General features: G+C 35.1%; 21 protein-coding genes. 10 read left to right on the top strand and 11 right to left on the bottom strand.

All coding sequences use genetic code 11. The features are described 5' to 3' along the window. Positions 1-3: 3 nt before the first annotated feature. Together F3J23_RS05700 and F3J23_RS05705 are read right to left on the bottom strand one after the other, a co-directional pair. On the bottom strand, positions 4-618 hold the full coding sequence (locus tag F3J23_RS05700) for an HPP family protein (RefSeq protein ID WP_167025452.1): 615 nt from the start codon (positions 616-618) through the stop codon (positions 4-6). Positions 619-628: 10 nt separating this feature from the next. Then, complete coding sequence (locus tag F3J23_RS05705; RefSeq protein ID WP_167025455.1) at positions 629-1,525, bottom strand: arginase family protein; 897 nt, start codon at positions 1,523-1,525, stop codon at positions 629-631. 158 nt (positions 1,526-1,683) lie between these two features. Here F3J23_RS05705 and F3J23_RS05710 point away from each other — a divergent pair, with 158 nt between their 5' ends. Then, entirely contained in the window at positions 1,684-2,706 is a 1,023-nt protein-coding gene (locus F3J23_RS05710) for a methyltransferase (protein WP_167025458.1), read from the top strand. 97 nt (positions 2,707-2,803) lie between these two features. Here F3J23_RS05710 and F3J23_RS05715 read toward each other — a convergent pair whose 3' ends face one another. Beyond that, positions 2,804-3,526: a polysaccharide lyase family 7 protein gene (locus F3J23_RS05715; protein WP_167025461.1), complete on the bottom strand. Its 723-nt coding sequence runs from the start codon at positions 3,524-3,526 to the stop codon at positions 2,804-2,806. Positions 3,527-3,750: 224 nt separating this feature from the next. On the opposite strand from F3J23_RS05715, the gene F3J23_RS05720 reads away from it, so the two are divergent. The 7 genes from F3J23_RS05720 (at position 3,751) to F3J23_RS05750 (ending at position 9,182) form a co-directional block, all read left to right on the top strand. Next, on the top strand, positions 3,751-4,083 hold the full coding sequence (locus F3J23_RS05720) for a single-stranded DNA-binding protein (RefSeq protein ID WP_167025464.1): 333 nt from the start codon (positions 3,751-3,753) through the stop codon (positions 4,081-4,083). A gap of 17 nt (positions 4,084-4,100) precedes the next feature. Next, complete coding sequence (locus F3J23_RS05725; protein ID WP_167025467.1) at positions 4,101-4,553, top strand: HRDC domain-containing protein; 453 nt, start codon at positions 4,101-4,103, stop codon at positions 4,551-4,553. A gap of 122 nt (positions 4,554-4,675) precedes the next feature. Then, entirely contained in the window at positions 4,676-6,025 is a 1,350-nt protein-coding gene (gene hisS, locus F3J23_RS05730; RefSeq protein WP_167025470.1) for a histidine--tRNA ligase, read from the top strand. Positions 6,026-6,302: 277 nt separating this feature from the next. Beyond that, complete coding sequence (locus F3J23_RS05735) at positions 6,303-7,100, top strand: PH domain-containing protein (RefSeq protein ID WP_167025473.1); 798 nt, start codon at positions 6,303-6,305, stop codon at positions 7,098-7,100. An 11-nt stretch (positions 7,101-7,111) separates the two neighbouring features. After that, positions 7,112-7,756 (top strand): GNAT family N-acetyltransferase, encoded by a 645-nt coding sequence (locus F3J23_RS05740; protein WP_167025476.1) that lies wholly within the window; start codon positions 7,112-7,114, stop codon positions 7,754-7,756. A gap of 65 nt (positions 7,757-7,821) precedes the next feature. Next, positions 7,822-8,352, top strand: a complete 531-nt coding sequence (locus tag F3J23_RS05745) for a PH domain-containing protein (protein WP_167026548.1) — start codon at positions 7,822-7,824, stop codon at positions 8,350-8,352. A 38-nt stretch (positions 8,353-8,390) separates the two neighbouring features. Beyond that, positions 8,391-9,182, top strand: a complete 792-nt coding sequence (locus tag F3J23_RS05750) for a class I SAM-dependent methyltransferase (RefSeq protein ID WP_167025479.1) — start codon at positions 8,391-8,393, stop codon at positions 9,180-9,182. Between the two features lie 96 nt (positions 9,183-9,278). Here the strand turns inward: F3J23_RS05750 and F3J23_RS05755 are convergent, their stop codons facing one another. The 4 genes from F3J23_RS05755 to F3J23_RS05770 form a co-directional block, all read right to left on the bottom strand. Further along, positions 9,279-9,515 carry a YtxH domain-containing protein gene (locus F3J23_RS05755; protein ID WP_053329005.1) on the bottom strand — a complete coding sequence of 79 codons (237 nt, stop codon included), beginning with the start codon at positions 9,513-9,515 and terminating at the stop codon, positions 9,279-9,281. Positions 9,516-9,613: 98 nt separating this feature from the next. After that, complete coding sequence (locus F3J23_RS05760; RefSeq protein ID WP_167025482.1) at positions 9,614-10,456, bottom strand: isoaspartyl peptidase/L-asparaginase; 843 nt, start codon at positions 10,454-10,456, stop codon at positions 9,614-9,616. Positions 10,457-10,503: 47 nt separating this feature from the next. After that, positions 10,504-10,992, bottom strand: a complete 489-nt coding sequence (locus tag F3J23_RS05765; protein WP_167025485.1) for a hypothetical protein — start codon at positions 10,990-10,992, stop codon at positions 10,504-10,506. A gap of 40 nt (positions 10,993-11,032) precedes the next feature. Further along, positions 11,033-11,923, bottom strand: a complete 891-nt coding sequence (locus F3J23_RS05770; RefSeq protein ID WP_167025488.1) for a cyanophycinase — start codon at positions 11,921-11,923, stop codon at positions 11,033-11,035. 198 nt (positions 11,924-12,121) lie between these two features. Between F3J23_RS05770 and cphA the strand changes: the two genes are divergently transcribed. Together cphA and F3J23_RS05780 are read left to right on the top strand one after the other, a co-directional pair. Beyond that, complete coding sequence (gene cphA / locus F3J23_RS05775; protein WP_167025491.1) at positions 12,122-14,752, top strand: cyanophycin synthetase; 2,631 nt, start codon at positions 12,122-12,124, stop codon at positions 14,750-14,752. Between the two features lie 184 nt (positions 14,753-14,936). Beyond that, a complete protein-coding gene (locus F3J23_RS05780) occupies positions 14,937-16,367 on the top strand; it encodes a tetratricopeptide repeat protein (RefSeq protein ID WP_167025494.1) in 1,431 nt (476 codons plus the stop codon). A 46-nt stretch (positions 16,368-16,413) separates the two neighbouring features. Here F3J23_RS05780 and ampC read toward each other — a convergent pair whose 3' ends face one another. From ampC to F3J23_RS05800, 4 genes are all read right to left on the bottom strand, one after another. Beyond that, the gene (gene ampC, locus F3J23_RS05785) at positions 16,414-17,586 is read right to left on the bottom strand and encodes a class C beta-lactamase (RefSeq protein ID WP_167025497.1); all 1,173 of its coding nucleotides are present in this window, start codon (positions 17,584-17,586) and stop codon (positions 16,414-16,416) included. Between the two features lie 315 nt (positions 17,587-17,901). Continuing rightward, on the bottom strand, positions 17,902-18,354 hold the full coding sequence (locus tag F3J23_RS05790) for a hypothetical protein (RefSeq protein WP_167025500.1): 453 nt from the start codon (positions 18,352-18,354) through the stop codon (positions 17,902-17,904). 3 nt (positions 18,355-18,357) lie between these two features. After that, on the bottom strand, positions 18,358-19,299 hold the full coding sequence (locus F3J23_RS05795; RefSeq protein ID WP_167025503.1) for a 4Fe-4S binding protein: 942 nt from the start codon (positions 19,297-19,299) through the stop codon (positions 18,358-18,360). 1 nt (position 19,300) lies between these two features. After that, on the bottom strand, positions 19,301-19,759 hold the full coding sequence (locus tag F3J23_RS05800; RefSeq protein WP_167025505.1) for a hypothetical protein: 459 nt from the start codon (positions 19,757-19,759) through the stop codon (positions 19,301-19,303). Between the last annotated feature and the right edge of the window lie 203 nt (positions 19,760-19,962).

Raw genomic sequence — 19,962 nt, forward strand, 5'->3', positions numbered from 1 at the left:
TATTTAATTTTTCATTTTATGAGAATGCCCGTGTGCATGGGCATGTTTTTTTCGTAACAATTTTTTAAATCTGCTGTGAGAAGGATAACTTCTGTTGGAGGTAATATTATTAAAGAATAAAGCTACAACCAACAGAATAATACAACCTGAAAGAACAGGGGAGATCACATACCAGTATCCCAATTCCGGAATTTTACCCGTAGAACTCACAGCGATAAGAGCTGTGGCTCCGCCGGGCGGATGAAGAGTTTTCGTATACTGCATCAATACAATAGAAAAGGCTACCGCCAACGGAGCCGAAAGCCAGATAATATCCGGAACAATTTTATATACGGTAACTCCTACTAATGCAGACAGTACATGGCCGCCCACAAGATTTCTGGGCTGAGCTAACGGGCTTTGGATAGCCCCATAAATAAGGACACTGGAGGCTCCAAAAGAACCGATCAGGAATATGTTTTCAGTTTCTGCTAAGGAATGTGACTGAATAAAGGCAATAAGTCCGATTCCAAAAAATGCTCCTAAAAACGACCAGAAATGCTCTTTGTAATCAACAAGCGTTTCTTTATAGATCACATATTTCGAAACCCTGAAAGTTCTTTTTATCGTCTTCTTCATTGAATCTTCTTTATTTTTTTATAATTTGAATTAAATGGTTTACAAATGGTTGAGTATAGACTCCTTCTTGATCATAGTCCGGATCCAGAATCGTAATCTGAATTCCAAAACACAGAGGATTATCAATAAGCGGTTCCAGCATTTCTTTAAGATCATCATAATGTATTCCGTCCTCCATTCTGCTGTCTACGGCAGGCATCAGCTCATCTTTCAGAATATCTACATCAAGATGGATGAAAAAACCGTCCAATCCTTTTTCATTGATCATTGCAAGAAAATTGTCTGCTGTTTTTCTGAAGCCGTTTTTTCTCAGAGCTTCAAGATCAGAATAATGAATGTGTGAATTGATAATCTGACTTACATATTCATCATCATCAGTTTCTGCATTTCCGTTGCAGAAAATATTTTCTTCGAGGAAATAGGGTTTCAATCCATTAATATTAGTCAGTTTTTCATGCCCGGTACCGGTAACAATGGCAAGGTCCATTCCTGCGGCACCTCCTGTTTCCGAAAGTTCAGGTGGAATAAAGTCTGTATGGCCGTCGAGATAAAAAAGCCCGAAGTTACCTAGTTTTTTCAAGGCAATCGCATTTCCAATCAGAATACTGCAGTCACCTCCAAGAAAAATGTTAAAGATACTTTTGTTGTAATTTTTCAGAATCAGTTCAGCTTGTTTTTTAGCATACTCTATAATCTGATCTGCATTTCTGACCTTTGATTCTTCATCAAAATTCATAGCATATTCCGGGGCATCCAGTCTGAAAATATTTTCAGGATCAATTCTTTTATGAAAATCAAATTTCCTGAGCCAGTCCGGAAGTTTTCGTACTCCGGGCTCTGTCTCATGTTCTTTTTTCATAAGTCCCAGGTTGAGAGGAAACTCAAAAATATTGATATCCCTTTTCATAAATGAATTTTCACAAAGATAAGGAATTATCCGTTTGTAAATGGATAGCCCGGTAAGATATGTACAATTGTTTTTTGTTTGAAATATTTAATTTTTTAATATAAATAACTAATTTCACATATTATTGAATTATATAATGTATAACTAAAACTATGACTATGGAAAAACGACAGATTAAGCCTGAGTCTACTTTCAAAATGTTTGAAATATTAGGCGGATTATGGATTACCGGCTGTGTGAAGACAGCAGCAGAGCTGAATATTGCAGATTCTTTAGCAGAAGGTCCGAAAGCAATCTCTTTACTGGCAAAACAAACACAATCGGACGAAATACAGCTGTACCGGATTATGAGAGCTTTAAGCAGCGTTGGAATTTTCGAAGAATCTGAACACAAAACCTTTGCATTAAATGATCTCGGTGCGGCATTGCAAACCAATGTTCCCGGAACAGCAAAAGACTTTGTACTTACCATCATGAAAGAACATTTTCCTGTTTACGGAGACCTTACTTATGCAGTTCAGACAGGCAAAATTCCTTTTGAACATATTCATGGGATAGAGCTTTGGAGCTATTATAAAAAGCATCCTGAAGCAGGAGAGAATTTTGGAAGGGGGATGACCGGAATGTCGGGAATGGAGCTAAACGGAATTATGAAGAATTACGATTTCACCCCCTATAAAAGAATTGTTGATGTAGGAGGTGGTAATGGAGTAATGATATACACTATTCTTAATGCAGCTCCGGATAGTTCCGGAATTATTTTCGATGAATCAAATGTAATTGAAAAAACGATTCCATTGATTCCTGAGCATTTAAAGGAAAGGTGTTCCGTGGCTATTGGAAGCTTTTTTGAAAAAGTTCCTGCTGGTGCAGATTTGTATACTATGAAATGGATCATCCATGACTGGAGTGATGAGGAATGTATACAGATTTTAAAGGTCTGCTATGAAGCAATGCCTAAAGGAGCAAAACTATTAATCATAGATGCTGTTATTCCTGATGATTCTCTTAATAAACCACATATTGCCAAACTTTTGGATATTGTTATGATGGCCTGTCTTACCGGAAAAGAAAGATCTTTAAATGAATTTAAGGCTCTTATTGAAAAAGCAGGATTGAGGTTTAATCGATTAATTAATATCGGTACAGAGGCTAAAAGTATCGTTGAATGTGAGAAATAGTAAGAAGATTGATACTATCATAAAAGGTGCTTAACACCTATATGAGTCTTTAAGCACCTTTCTTGGACAATAGAGCAGATATTAATTTGAAATGAATTTATTCTTTTGTATTGATTTGATATATAGCTACCAAACCTGACGTTACCGGAGTTTTATTATCTTGCAGATAGTTTCCGGCTTTAAAATAAACAGATTCAGATTTCCAGCTTTCTCCAAAACTAAAAGCTGTACTTTGCTGATTGATTTTGACCTGGACATCTAAATTATTCTGGCTGATGGTATAGCTGAATGATTCGCCTAAAGCAACGTTCTTTAAAAGCGTGATTCTTTGCTCTTTGTCGTCAACCTCTTTTTTGAAACCAGCCTGAATTTCACCATTATTCCACCAGATCTTTAAAGCTTCAGTTCCTTTGGAATGTCCGTGTATCTGGCCAATAATGATTTTTCCCGTTCCGGGTTGTTTTAAAACAGCCATTTTCACCTGTAATGTATGTTTGTTTTCAAAATGCCATTCATCTATCTGGCGCAATTCTGTTCTTGGATAATGAGAACCCTGAGTTGTTTTACCATCTGAAGAACAAAAGAAGCGTATGCTATTATCTTGAGAGGAAAAATAAAAATTCTCTGAAGAAAACTGAGAAATTTCGGATCCTTTAATAATAACAATAGAATTATTTTTTTCAATAGGCAGCTGCAGGTTGAAATCTCTCAGATCAAATTGAGCTGAAGGAACCTTTAAGAAATGATTCTGTGCCTGCAAAGAATTTAAACATGCTATAATAAGTACTGATAGCGTGATGAATTTGAAATAATCTTTCATACCTGATTTCTTAGGATGCTTAGTGATTACTAATTTAAAGAATTTCTGCAATAATATTTAATCCCTGATAATATTTGTTTTTATCCGACTACAAACGACTACAAATGAATTTAAATAGTTTATAACCGACTGTCTTTTGGTGATATTCCAATCTTTGCAACAGAGATTTGAGAAAACAGTGAACGTCTCTTATCTGAAGTACTAATCATTAAAATCTAAAAGTTATGTCACTAAGAAACAAAGTAACACTAATTGGTTACACAGGAAAAGAAGTTGAAATGGTAAACTTCGACAGCGGAAATGTAAAAGCAAGCGTGTCTTTAGCTACGACGGATCATTACACTAATGCCAAAGGAGAAAAAGTGGAAGAAACACAATGGCACAATCTGATTGCTTTCGGGAGAGTAGCGGAGATCCTTGAAAAATATGTTCCAAAAGGAAAAGAAATTGCGGTTGAAGGAAAGCTTACCTATAGATCCTATGATGATAAAGATGGCGTAAAACGCTATATTACTGAAATTCGTGTAGATGAGATCCTGTTATTAGGAGGTAAATAATTCTAAAAACACAAGAGATGAAAGTAAAAGTTTTTAAGATCAGGCTTCCTGAAGAATTTCTCTATCAGGATCAGAAAATGTTGGATGATTTTCTGGAAACCAATGAAATTATGAAAGTAGAAACAGCTTTTGTAAGTGAAGAGCGATATTGGTCTGTGATATTGTATTTTGAAGATTTAAAACTGATAAAAAGTACAGTGAAAGAACCAAAAGCAGGAAAATATTCTGCAGATAATGATGTTTTAAGCGTTGATGAAGAACAGATTCTGGATGCTCTGAAACTCTGGAGGTCAGAGAAAGCCAGAGAACAGAATTTACCCACTTATTTCATTGCAAGTAATAAAGAACTCGTATCTGTGGCCAAATATAAACCTGCTAAAAAAGAAGAATTGCTAGAGATCAAAGGTTTTGGAAAACATAAGATTGAAAATTATGGTGAAGAAATACTGGAGATTCTTGAAAGTGTCTGATTCTCCAGAATAAATGATCTCATAATTTGGAAAGCTGGAGAAGATTATTTCTTCAGCTTTTTATACTGGGTAAAGTCCTTGTAATTCCGTACTTTTGTGCCTATCAAAATGACATACAAAAAATGAAGCCAAGTTTAGCAAAAGGAACGAGAGATTTTACGGCGCAGGAAGTTTCCAGAAGAAAATATATCATCAATATTTTACAGAATAACTTTGAGTTATTCGGATTTCAGCCATTGGAAACCCCAAGCTTTGAAAATCTTTCTACGTTGACAGGAAAATACGGAGAAGAAGGAGATCGCTTGATTTTTAAAATTTTAAATTCAGGAGATTATACTTCGAAAGTAAATCAGGAAGATTGGGATCATAAAAACCATCAGAAACTTATTTCTCAAATTTCTGATAAAGCCCTTCGTTATGATCTAACCGTACCTTTTGCAAGATTTGTAGCTATGAATCATGGAAAGTTAACATTTCCATTCAAACGTTATCAGATTCAGCCGGTTTGGAGAGCAGATAGACCTCAGAAAGGGAGATTCAGAGAATTTTACCAATGTGATGCGGATGTGGTGGGAAGTGAAAGTTTACTACAGGAAGTGGAGCTGGTGCAGTTGTATTTAAAGTCTTTTGCAGGTTTGAATGTTCCTGTAACCATTCATATGAACAACAGAAAGATCCTTTCCGGATTGGCAGAATATGCTGGAATTACAGAAAAACTGATTGAGTTTACAGTGGCATTGGATAAACTGGATAAAATTGGTAAAGAAGGTGTGGTAAAAGAGCTTTTGGAAAGAGAAATTTCTCAGGAATCTATTGATAAGCTGGATTTCTTATTCAACCAATCTGATGACGCACTGGAAAATCTTCTTCAATTGAAAGAAAAATTTGCAGGTAACGAAATCGGACTAAAAGGAGTGGAAGAGTTAGAATTTGTTCTTACTCAATCTTTGAACCTGGGTGTTGACATGCAAAATCTTGTATTCAATATTACATTAGCAAGAGGACTGGACTATTATACAGGAGCAATTTTCGAAGTGAAAGCTGACGAGGTGGCCATGGGATCCATAGGAGGTGGAGGCCGATATGATAACCTTACAGAGGTTTTCGGAGTTAAAAATATTCCGGGAATCGGAATTTCTTTCGGATTAGACAGAATTTATCTGGTAATGGAAGAACTGAATCTTTTCCCTGAAGAAGCTTCGTCTAAAACAGAATATCTGTTTGCTAATTTCGGAGGAGAAGGAACAACCGAAGCTTTAAAACTGATTATGCAGCTTAGGGCCAAAGGAATTTCTGCAGAATTGTATCCTGAAAATGCAAAAATCAATAAGCAATTCACTTATGCTGAGAAAAAAGGTATTAAAAACCTTGTTTTCTTAGGAGAAGAAGAAATCAATAATAATACGGTTACCTTTAAAAATCTTGAAGCAGGAGAGCAAAAAACAGTTTCTTTAGAAGAGTTTTTGGCATAAACTAGTAAGGTTAATGGTTAAAGATTTTCCTTAAAGAAGAAAGGCTTGGAATCTTTAAAAGATATAAAAGAGAATCGACCACAAAAAAACTTTTTTGTGGTCGATTTGTTTCATAGATAATAAGATTTAAATATTTTTGGTTTTTGAAATCCGACTCAGATTTTGCAATTTGAAACAACTGCAATCGGAAGATAATAAAAGTCCTTACTAAAAACTTTTAAACATAAAAATTAAGATGAACACGGATTGTGCTCTATGTAGATTACCATTAAGCCAGATGGACATACTGTTAGGAGAAAATAAGCTTTCAGATGGCGATGCTTTGTGCAACAAATGTTTAGATGTACTCAGTAATATTAATGAAAAAGTTTTGTACAAACTGAATGAGTTCAGTATCGCTGATATCAAGAGTCTTTTACAAACCCAAAAGATATCGCCGGTTCAGAAAGTAGAAAAAACAGAGCAAAACCTTCCGGCATTATCAGAATCTGAGTTAGGCAGCATCTCGAAAGAAGTATATAAAAGGAGACACCAGAAAATAAAATACGAGCTTGAAAAACTAAACGCTAATCTTTCCATATTCACGAGAGGAGAAATCAAAGAACTTCCTTATCTCATCTCAGAAGATGAAAAAATACTTGCGATAACGGATGCTCAATTCGTTAATACACTGGATGCCGGAGTACTTGTGGTAACACCTCAAAGAATGCTTTCCGCTTCAAAATCTATGTTTGGAACTGCAAAGATCAACGATTATTCCAATGAATCGATCAAAGCGGTAAGTTTTGTACCTGATTCAAAATCTCCGATTATTAAGCTGCACTTAGAAGAAAGAGTAGTAGAATTTGAATGTTATATGGATAAAGAAGATGCCGAGAAATTTTATGACAAAATAAGCGTAATTTACAATAATACTGAAGTTCAGATCCAAAAACAGCCTAATATTATCAATAAGATCTCATCAGAAGCAGTTTTTGAACAGTTGGAGAAATTAGGAAATTTAAGAGAAAGAGGAATTCTGACAGATACGGAATTCACAGAACAGAAAAAGAAACTTCTGGAACAATTACAATAAAAATCTTTATCATGGAAGGTCAGGTATCAGTAGATTTGTTGAAAAAATGGTTGAAAGCATGGTCATTATCTCGGAAATTACCTTTACCTGTTCTTTATAAATCAGGTTTTAAAGTAGAAGTTGGAGATGAAAAGCAGAAAGAGAGATACGTCTTTGCTGAGCTCAATGATGACTTTTTTCAACTGGCAGAATCCATTGATGAACCTTGGATTTACCTCAAAGTATGCACTTCTCCGGATCATTTTATAGAGGATATTCCTGAGAAATGGAAACTCCAGCCACAAGGATATATGATGAGCTGTTCTCATCCAATGAATATTGATGATGTAATTCTTCCTTCGGGATACAACGTAAAGTATGAACAGTATGATTCTACTTCTATAATAAGAATTGTTGCTGAAAATGGAGAGGAAGCCTCAGCCGGCCGTGTGGTTTTAGTAGATGACCTGGCTGTGTATGACAGGATTATTACCCATGAAAGCCATAGAAGAAAAGGTCTGGCTTCTTTTTTAATGAAAGAACTGGAAAAAATTGCTTTATCTAAAGACATTTCCAATAACTTTTTAGTAGCAACGGAACAAGGGAAATTATTATATGAAACTCTGGGCTGGGAGCTATACAGCGTATATACTTCCATTGTAATCCCATCTACCTGAAATTTTTATCGATTTTAAATTATTTTCTTCCAATAAGTAGTAATTTAGGATCATAAACTATTACTATGGGCAGATCAAGACTTGATGAGATAAAAGAAGAACTGGAAAAGCTGGATATCAATCCCACGATTTTTGCCAGAAAAGAAATTCATGCGTTACCGGATATCCTTTCAGCAGATGAAAAAATAGTCTACCTTGTTGAAGGAAGGAATAAAATGACAAAACATCATATTATCTTAGCCGCCACAGACAGAAGAATGATTTTCGTAGATAAAGAATTCATGTACGGATTGAAAGTAGAGGATTTTTCTTACAGTAAAATAAGTTCAATACAATATGAAACCGCACTCCTGCTGGCTTCCATAGATATTCATGTTGCAGATGACATTGTGGAGATTGATGGCGTAGGAAAATATGATGCTGAATTATTTTGCGCAAGGGTAAGAGATTTCATGTCCCGCCCCGAAGAGTTTTTTCAGAATAAACCTGAACTTACCGTTTTAGATCAATTGGAGCAGTTGGGAAGATTGAAAGCGAGTGGTGTTTTAAGCGAAGAAGAATTTAATAATCAGAAAAAGAAGCTGTTGGAGAAATAAAATATTATTTCAGATAGCATACCTTAAATAATTAAACAATGGAAAATTACTTAGAAATAAATAAAAAATCATGGAATGCCAAAGTAGAGCCGCATCTGAAATCGGATTTCTATTTTGTTGATGAGTTTTTACAAGGAAGAAGTTCACTGAATTCAATTGAACTTGAACTTCTAGGAGATATAAAAGGGAAGAGTATCCTGCATCTTCAGTGTCATTTTGGGCAGGATTCCATTTCTCTTTCAAGGATGGGAGCTGAAGTGACCGGAATAGATCTTTCAGATAAAGCAATAGAAACAGCAAAAGATTTAGCGCAAAAATGCAATACCGATACTCATTTTATCTGTTCGGATGTATATGATCTGCCTCATGTGCTGGATCAGAAATTTGATATCGTATTTACCAGTTACGGAACCATTGGCTGGCTTCCGGATCTTGAGAAATGGGCAGGAGTGATCAACCATTTTTTAAAACCCGATGGTCAATTTATCATGGCAGAATTCCACCCGGTTGTTTGGATGTTTGATGATGATTTTACAAAAGTTGCTTACAACTATTTCAATGAAAAACCAATTGTAGAAACTTATGAAGGAACCTATGCAGATCAGTCTGCACCTATCGTGCAGGAATATGTAATGTGGAATCATTCGTTATCTGAAGTTCTTGATCATCTCATCAGGAAAGAAATAAAACTGGAAAGTTTTCAGGAATTCGACTGGTCACCTTATCCTTGTTTCAGACATGTAGAAGAATTCGAAAAAGGGAAATGGAGAATTCCTCAGTTCGGAAACAAAATCCCGTTGGTTTTTGCTTTGAAGGCTCAAAAAAACTAAAATTTATATTGAAACCGAAAGATCAAAAAAAGTCATCGTAATTATTACGATGACTTTTTACTATATATGAATGTTAAAAAAACTACTCTCTATTTCTTAGCTTAAAGAATCTTCAGCTTTTGTTTTTGCTTCGTCCACTTTATTCTGAACCTGGGAAGCAACATCATTGGCTTTATTTTTAAGGTCATTCCCCCATTTGTTAAGATTATCTTTAGCCGTATTAATTTTATCTTTTACCGCTTGTTGATCCTCAGGGCTTGAGTTCTTATATTTCCAATAAGCTAATGCACCTAAACCTAGTAAAGCTAATAAGCCTTTTGTTTTGTTTCCCATGATTTCTATTTTTTAAATATTGATATTACAATTTGTTATTACTAAACATGTAAAATACGTGCCAAAAAAATAAATAGAATTATAAAAAAATGTTAAATTTAAGAAAAGACATCAAAATTTTCACCATCAAAACTGGCGAAAACCATAGTAGGGTAAGAATCCTGATGATACATATTTCCATCTTTATCAATAGCAATGGCACCTGCAAACCCATCGATGGTTTTTAACTCCTCAAAAGTTTTACCGAAAGCCTGTTCAAGCTTCATTCCATCCGTAACTCTGGTTACAATTTTTGCAGCAGTAGCATTACTGACAATATCTTCGCCCACTCCGGTGCAGCTTACGGCGCAATAAGCATTGGCATAATTTCCGGCCACTGTGGCAGAATCTGATATCCTTCCCGGAATTTCGAACCCTTTTCCTCCAGTAGAAGTTGCTACGGCTAATTTTCCATTTTTATCAATCGCTACACAGCCTACTGTTCCTTTTCCTCCATTCTCAAGTTTAGCTTCATATTCTCTTCTTCTCTGTGGAATTTCTGTAGAGAAGTTTTCAAATCCATGTTGAGTAGCGTAAATCTTTGCTCCATGTCCGCCTAAAACTCTGTCATCTTCCCCAATCAGATTTTTGGCAACAAAGACGGGGTTCTTGACATCCTGAATATTAATCACACCGCTTAGCTTTTGGGTTTCTCCATTCATGATGGCTGCACTCATACGAATAATACCATCACTCTGGATCTGAGAACCGATTCCTGCATTGTACAACGGATCGTCTTCAAGCAGGGAAACAGCATAAGCAACAGTGTCAAATGCAGAATGAGTAGTAAGATAGTCGAAAGCCTTTTGAGCGATCTCTTTTAAAGAATTCTGTTTAGCAGTCTTAACTTCATGGCTTTGGTCACTTTCCGAGAAAAAGCCACCGTGGATGATAAGCTTCATAGATAAAAGATAGTTTTATTTTTAATTATTACTTTGTCAAGATAAGATTAATAAGGCATTGAGGGTCTTCTAAAATGAACTGCCAATTCCTGACAAAATTTGGATATACTTTCTACATTATGTTTTTCAACAATAATCAACTGTAGTTCGTCAGAATAGCTGTCGGCAAGCTCAATAACTTCCAGTGGTGGGTTTTCCTGATCAAGCCTGGGCTGTAGCCATTTAAAATAATCATCAGCATATCTTATTCCTATGGGAAAGTCTCCAATTATATTATTAAGACTTTCATCAATAAGTTCATGTACTTCATCTATTTTATCTCCGCGGATTAAAAAATGAAAAAGTTCATTAGTAATTGAAAATTCAAATGCACCATCTTCATTGCCGTCAATCACCCATTCTGCATCATTATTTTTGATATATTCGGCTGGGTTTGTATAGCAGAAAGAACAGTTTGAAATGATTTCTTCTATATTCTCAACATCATAACCTTCCAGCAGAACACCTATAAATTGTCCAATTTTTTCTTCTATCATCTAGTTTTATTTTTAAACTAAAATAAGAATTACTTTTAAATTATTTATCCAGCGGAATTGGATTAAATTGAGAGTTTTCGATTGTCAAAGTCTTGGTTGTAAGATCGTAATGATCATTCATAGACATTACATGAACCGTTAAATTATCAATAGAAATAGGTTCACCAAGATTGATATTGGTAAGATTAGTATCTTTAATGAATCTTCCGTCTACCAGGATAACAAGCCCGGAACCTACGGCAGTCATTACATCATTATGAATGAAAAGCCCGGTATCTTCGCCAAGCCCGATTCCCAAAGTTCTCGGATTGTTCACTACCGCCTGAAAAAGCCGTCCTATACGGCCTCTCTGCACAAAATGGGTATCAATAATAACATTATCAATCAGACCTAATCCCTGTGTTGTTTTGATTTCTCCTTTTAAAAGAGCTTCAGAACTGCTTCCCTGATAGATCATATTCTCAGAAGCAGCTGCCGCGCCTGCTGAAGTTCCGGAGTAGATAAAATCCTGTTCCTGGTATTTAAGCAGTATGGTGTCATGAAATCTCGTCCCTCCCAGGATAGAAGTTAGCCTCAATTGATCACCACCAGTGAACATCATCACATCTGCTGCATTGGCTCTTGCTACCATGGCATCAGAATTCGCTTCTTCACGATTGTGAATATCAAGGATGTTGACATTTTTTGCTCCCAGAAATTCGAATGCCTTTTTGTACTCGGAACCTACAATTTGTGGAATTTGAGAAGCTGTGGTTACGATCTCAATCACAGAATCTTCTTTATGCTTTGATTCATTGATGATCTTCCTTAAGATCCCTCGCTCAAAAAAGTTAAGATTCTTTTCGATATTCTGATCATAATCGGTTTCAGCAAAACTTCCTTTGTTTACAGCTCCTCCGATAACTATTAATTTTCCAACAGGTTTAGTCATGGTACAAAATTAAAAAATAATTAACATTCTTTGGCGAATTTCGTGCCATCTTTAGTTGATTTTTAATGTTTTAGAAATGTTAATTAAAATTAATATTTTTTTAATAAATCTTTAAACATGGTATGGTTTTGTTTAGGGTTTTACATTATCTTTGGCTATAAAAGGAGTTATTGTTAACTGTTAAAATGCCAATAGATTATGAAAATCGAAAAGATTCAGGCACTACGCGGTCCTAATATCTGGAGCATCAGAAGAAAGAAGCTGATACAGATGAGGTTAGACCTGGAAGAAATGGAGAATTATCCTACCAATAAAATTGACGGATTTAGGGAAAGGATTGAAAAATTAATACCGTCATTGATTACTCACCGATGTTCAGAAGGAGTGGAAGGCGGCTTTTTCCACAGAGTGGAAACGGGAACCTGGATGGGACACGTCATAGAGCATATTGCTTTAGAAATCCAAACGCTTGCGGGAATGGATGTAGGCTTCGGAAGAACTCGAGAAACAAAGACTCCGGGAGTATATAATGTAGTATTTAATTATATCGAAGAGAATGCGGGAATTTACGCAGCGGAAGAATCCGTTAAGATTGCTGAAGCATTGGTGGAAGGAAAGGATTATGATATGAATGCATGTATCCACAGATTAAAAGAGATCAGAGAGCGTGTTCGTCTCGGTCCGTCTACAGGAAGTATTGTGGAAGAAGCTGCTTCAAGAAGAATTCCATGGATAAGATTAGGAACAAATTCTCTGGTACAGCTGGGTTATGGAGTGAATCAACAAAGATTTCAGGCTACCATTACCGGAAAAACAAGTTCTATTGCTGTAGATATAGCATGTAATAAGGAGCTTACCAAAAGAATGCTCCATGACGCAGCAATTCCTGTCCCTATCGGAGATCTTGTAGTGGATGAGGAAGGTTTAAATATGGTGATCAGGAAAATCGGTTATCCTATCGTTTTAAAACCTCTGGATGGAAATCATGGAAAAGGCTCTTCAATTAATGTGAATGATTGGGAATCTGCAAAGATAGGCCTGGAACATGCCCAAAAATATTCCAGAAAAGTAATTGTTGAGAAATATATTACAGGTTATGACTTCCGTGTTTTGGTCATTAATAATAAAATGGTGGCCGCTGCAAGAAGAGTTCCTGCACATGTGGTAGGTGATGGAGAGCTTAATCTTCAACAACTTATTGATAAAGAAAATAAAGATCCTAGAAGAGGATATGGCCATGAAAATGTGCTTACCGAAATTGAAGTGGATAAAGATACTCTGGAACTGCTTGAAAAACTTCAATATACCCTTGAAACTGTACCTCAAAGAGGGGAGGTGGTGTATCTGAAATCAACAGCGAACTTATCAACCGGAGGAACTTCAATTGATGTTACAGATATGGTGCATCCGGAAAATATTACAATGGCGGAAAGAATTTCCAAAATTATCGGACTGGATGTATGCGGTATTGATGTTATGGCTGAAAATTTAACCCAGCCATTAAAAGAAAGTGGTGGAGCGATTATAGAAGTAAACGCTGCACCAGGTTTCAGAATGCACCTTGCTCCCAGTGAAGGATTGCCAAGAAATGTGGCTGCTCCGGTAGTAGATATGCTTTATCCACAGGGGAAACCTTTCACAATTCCAATCATTGCGGTTACGGGAACCAATGGAAAAACTACCACCACAAGACTGATCTCACATATTGTAAAAAGTAATGGATATAGAGTAGGGTTCACAACTTCAGATGGAATTTATATCCAGAATACGATGCTTTCCAAAGGAGATACCACAGGACCTCTTTCTGCGGAATTTATTCTGAAAGATCCAACGGTAGAATTTGCGGTTTTAGAAACAGCCAGAGGAGGAATCCTGCGTTCCGGTCTTGGATTTTCGCAATGTGATATCGGTGTTCTGACCAATATTGAAGAAGATCATCTGGGAATGAATGATATCCATAATTTAAGAGATCTTACCAAAGTAAAACGTGTTGTACTGGATAGCGTAAAGAAAAGCGGGTGGAGTGTTCTGAATGCAGATAATGAGTATTCTATGAAAATTGTAAATGATCTAGACTCTAACGTGGCGATCTTCAGCATGGATGAAAATAACCCTCATATTGTAAAATTTGCGAAAGAAGGAAAAATTACCTGTGTATATGAAGAAGGATTTGTAACCATCAAAAAGGGTGATTGGAAAATCAGAATAGGAAAAGCCAAAGACTTCCCGATTACAATGGAAGGAAAAGCCAGATTTATGATTGAAAACGTATTGGCAGCAAGTTTGGCAAGTTATCTTTACGGATTCGGGATTGAAGATATTTCCAATTCTTTACGAACATTTATTCCTAGTGCTCAGCTTACTCCGGGAAGATTAAATGTTTTTAAATTCAAAAACTTTAAAGTATTAATAGACTTTGCGCATAATCCTTCCGGTTATGAAGCCATTGAAGATTATCTTAAAAATGTTGAATCTACAAAGAAAATTGGTATTATTTCCGGTGTGGGAGACAGAAGAGATAATGATATCAGAGAATGTGGGAAAATTGCAGGAAGAATGTTTGATTATATTATTATCCGTAATGAGAAACACCTTCGCGGAAGAACCGAAGAGGAAATCAACGGGTTGATTATTGATGGAATTAATGCTGCAGGCAGAGATGTCAGCTATGAAATTATTCCAAAAGAAATTGAAGCTCTGAAGCATGCGATCGGAATGGCAGAAGAAGGAACATTTATCACCGCTCTAAGTGATGTTATTTCCAATGCGATCGATCTGGTACAGGAATACCAGGCCAGAGAACTTCTGGAAGATGATAAAAATTTGTAAATAAATCTTTATAAACTTATTAAAATTGCAATACGAAATGAATAAAAACGTATTGCAATTTTTTTTAACAATCACAATGCCATAGAAGATAATTTTTTCTGATTGACAATAAGAGGGAAGTACTTTTAACTTTTTTAAAGAGATAAAAAATAAAAATTATTAACTTGCCATACGATCAGTTTTTATGAAAAAGGCATTCTTTATTTTCTTTCTTTATTTTTCTGTACAGTCTTATTCTCAAAACTATACTCCTGCAAAGCTGGATAGTATCACAACGATCTATAAAAACAAAGGAGAATATGAAAAAGTATTTCAGTACAATATTGAAGCGCTCCGGTATTATAAAGAACATGATAATCCTGAGGGAGAGGCTTTAGCTAATATTAATATTGCCAATGCCCTTTCTACATTTGATGAACACCAGAAAAGCCTTCATTATCTGGATGAAGCTAAAAAGAAGCTTAATATCATTAATAATAATGGGCTGAATGCAAGATTGTGTAATGAAATTGCACGAAATTATGCTTTTTTAGGCCTCTATAATCAGGCTAATATTCAGCTTAATAAATCGATAGAGTATCTTAAGCATGCCCCTGATACAAAAGAGAACAGAAACGCTTTGTTTTTTGTGTACATCTGGAAATGGTCAAATTTTGAAGATTTAAAACAGCCGGATTCCGTTATCATGATGCGGAAAAAAGGATTAAAAGATTTTCCCAATGAACCAAAGATCTATGTGAGAATTGCGGAACAGTTTTTATCTAAAAAGAAAGAACTGGATTCTGTAGAATATTATCTGAACAAAGCATTTGTATTAGCCCTTAAGAATAACAGCTCTCTTCATACCTATGGAGCTATTGCAACAAGACGTGGAAACCTGTATACCCTGAAAAAAGATTATCCAAAAGCACTCAAATATTATCAGGAGTCTTTACCCATCTATCTAAAAATAAACCGTGGTGCAGATATTATAGATACCTATAAAAAGATTTATCAGACTTATCTTGCTTTACATGATCGCCCAAAAGCGAATGAATATTTGGCAAAATATACCCAACTCAATGATAGTATTTATTCCAGAGAAAGAAAAGCTGTGGCTTCTGTTGTTAATAATGTTACGCTTGAACAGGAAAAAGAGCGAAATAATCTCTATCTAATTATTGCTGTCATTGCCGCTATTGCTGCAACATCTCTTATTGCAGTATTTATGATCAGAAGACATAATAAAACCAAAAATAAAGGAAGAGATCAGTTACTTGAAGAACAGAAGAAAGTAATCGGCGAAAAAATAATTGAAACAAATCGACTGAAAAAGAAAGTAGATACTTCTATTAATGATTTGGCTAAAATGGCCACATCCAATAACCCTTTTTTCATAAGTAAATTTAAAGAAGTATATCCGGAATTTTATGAAAAACTGACCTCACAATATCCCGAACTTACCAATCATGATATAAAATTTATTGCTTATATAAGGCTTAACCTGACCAATAAAGAAATCGGACAATGCGGAAATGTAACGCTCAGAGCTGTTGAAACCAAAAAATACAGGCTTAAAAAGAAACTCGAATTGCCCACTGATATGGACTTGGGAACTTGGGTTTTAGAGTTATAATGAATAAGAAAATGCCTCAGACGTATCTAAGGCATTTTATGGTAATTTATTGTAGTTTTTCAGATTTTTCTATATAGGATAAGATTTTATAAGCGATATCAATTCTTTCAGCATTAGGATAATTTTTATTGGCAAGAATTACGATACCAATTTTTTTTGAAGGAACATACATTACATACGCTCCAAAACCATTGGTAGACCCGGTTTTATTGATCAGTACATCGGATTTCGGTTTTTGATGCGGAAGAATTTCTTTCACAGGATTGGGTTTAAAGGCCATATCCGCAGAATTCCCTTTTTGAAGCTGTTCCAGTGTTACCGGGTAATTATATTGTTCCCAAATCAGATCCTGAGTCATTTCTGAGGTATTAAAATAGCCCGTATGTGTATTCATTATGGCCGCAGATAATTTGCTGTCAATGTTTCCAATTCCCATATTGGCGTCTACAAAAGTAATCATATCCTGTGTGCATGATTTCACTCCATAAGCTTCATTTTCCAAAACTCCGGGATTTACGCGGATAGGTTCGTCATTTTTACTGTAACCGAATGCATATTGATTCATATTTTCAGCCGGTACTTCATAAAAAGTATTATTTAATCCCATTTTAGCGAAGACATTTTGGGTCATTGCTTTATCGAAAGGCTGTTTGAATGTTTTTCCGGCAATAACCCCTAGCAGGCCAATACTTGGATTGGTATACATTCTTTGTGTGCCTGCCGGATAATCTGGCCTCCATGTATTGTAATAATTAATGAGTTGTTCATTGTTGGTCACCTCATCGGGGAACTGCAATGTAAATCCACCAGCAGTGTGCGTTCCAAGATTATAAAGTTTGATCTGGTTAAAAGCTGTATTTTTCAGTTCAGGCATATATTTACTTACAGGATCAGATAAGTTAAGGGTTCCGTTCACTTGTGATAAACTGGCTAAAGTAGCCGTGAATGTTTTGCTTACAGAGCCTAACTCAAATAACGTTTTATTGGTAACTTCTACCTGGTCAGCTTTTGAAGCTAATCCGTAATTGAAAAATGTATGTTTACCATCTATTGTTATGGCAATACTTAACCCCGGAATTTTGTTTTTATCCATTACAGACTGTACCAATGTATCCATATAATGATCAAGATCTGAAACATCCTTTTTTTTCGAAGAATTACAAGCCGACAAAAAAGATAAACACAATACCGCAACAGATATGGTTTTTAAAGTTCGCATAATTTTAAGGTTTTATAAGTGATTTTTTTACTACAATTTACCAAGAGAAATTTCCGGAAATTTTTTAAGCGAAAGTAAAATAAATTTGCAGTATTATCTCTACTACAATTGCACTACAATGACTTATTTGTTTGATAATTAGTTTTTTGTGATTTTATCGAAGGGCTTTTGGAGTAATGGGAAATTTACAGGAAAAAATTATCTGAAAGAGTTGTATTCTTAAAAAAGAAGTGATGGTGAATAGGTATACGATAAAAAAGAATCGGCTGAACCAAAGGTTCAGCCGATTCTTTTATCTAAAAAACTAAATTGAATTTAGTTTTTTTCAGAGCTGGCATAAATATCTATTATAGTAAGATTTTGATAATCTTTTAATAGATCTTCATTAGATTTGTGTTTCGCACTGTCTCTTTTAATTCTTTTTTTGAGACCTGGAGTATTTTGGAATAACTTGTTGGTATCACTATCATGTTCCTTAATGAAAAGTGTTATTTTGGCTGATTTAGCATTCTTATCGGAATTCCTGATATCATCAATAAACCTTATTGTGATAAAGTTATTGGTTTCCGGTGAACCTCCTCCAAAAGTTACCAGTTGAATATCTAATTTTAGATCTTTTAATAGATCTTTAACTTTTTTGCCTGTATAATAATTTTTTTGAGCCTGAAATTTTCCTACGTTTTGCTTTGAGGTTATTTTCTCCTGGGCATTCATTTTAAAAGAGAAAATTAGAGTAATTAGTAAAATGAAAGTATATATGTTTTTCATGATTTAAGGGCAGCTTGTTTGAGTGTTTTTAATTGTTCCATCAGGACCTTTTTTGGTATCAATTTTTACTTTTTTAAAATTTCCTTGTTTATCTCTTTTTAATAATGCCATCCCTGCCTGATATTTATCTAGAATATTAGATAATGACATTTCCCAATTTCCATCGAAATCATTCCATTCATCAAATAATGGAGGGGGAAAGTTAGGGGCATGTCCTGGGACCTGTGTATAAGGATAATTTTGTAGAAATTGATTCATAGCGGCAGGATTGGTTACTACCAGAGCATAAACCGTACCATCAAGATTCATTACATAATACGTAGTATAAGTATTATGCCCATTGTAAGCATCGATGAGAGAATATACATCTCCCACTGAGGGGGGAGATTCGTTCGCCGGATGGATATGTATACTCCCAACTGGATTTTCAAAATTGTGATTTAAAGTCATATTATTTGGACCTCCATGTTGTATATCGGTAGAAACAATAGCTCCATTTTGGCTTCCGAATACATAACCATGTTCATTTCCATCATTAATCCCTCCAATTGCATTGAAAGCACTATTAACAGCATTGGTTTGTGATAATTGAGTAGCATGTAAAGAGGGCTGGGCAGCTTGTGAACAAGGGTCTTTATCCTGACTATCCTGTCCGGGTTGATTGCCACCACCAATGATCTCCCCACCATTATTGTTTCCTCCTGGATTAGGTTCATCTAGATACGAAAATACAGAAGTTGGGCATACAGGAATGCAATCACCACAACCGGTACATTTTTCTACATTTATAGATATGGTTACCCCTTTAAGAGATACATATCCGCCTACATCCAAATACATTGCAGTGTCATCTATAGCTTGTTCCGGACACTCTGGAACGCACATGGTGCATTCTATACAATGTTCACCGCGTACGAGGATCTTTTCACCAATAATAAAAGCCATCTTAAAATATTATTTCTCTTTTTGTAAAGTTTTCACTAAGCTCACTGTAATGTATATATTGAAACTTAAGTCTTGTAAATGTATTGGGTAAGCTTATTTGAATAGGTTCCTTGAAAAGGACACATGAAAACTCATCATTCAACTTCATTATTTTTAAATTTTTATTGGTTTTATTAGTCTCACTTATAGATTCATTTAATGTAATATAGCCCAGGCTTACAAATTCCATAAGGATGAGTTTTCTTTTATCGAATTTTACTGATCTTGATTTTCTTCCTTTAATGTCAGAACCTTCACTAATTATATAAATCGGCTTGAATCTCTTTTTTAATTGATCATTATTGTTGAACGTATTAATTTCATCATTAAAATTATCTTGTATACAGGATAATAAGGTAGTACCTAATCCTGCATATAAAATTCCATGAAAAGATTTTTGAATAAATGTTTTTCTGTTCATTCTAATAGTTAAATTTTAGCTTTTGTAAAAAAAACTTTAGAACTTTCTAGCCTATTGAATATTCTTGTTGAAATCCACATTACCCATACGATTTTGATCTTTCTATAAGATTTTCCAATTAGACAGGGTGTCCACATCATTTTTTTCCGCGGCAAATATACAATAAATAGCTTTTATTTTTAAAATAAATCACAATTAATGGA

This window comes from Chryseobacterium sp. Tr-659 (genome assembly GCF_011752975.1).
Classification (GTDB): domain Bacteria; phylum Bacteroidota; class Bacteroidia; order Flavobacteriales; family Weeksellaceae; genus Chryseobacterium.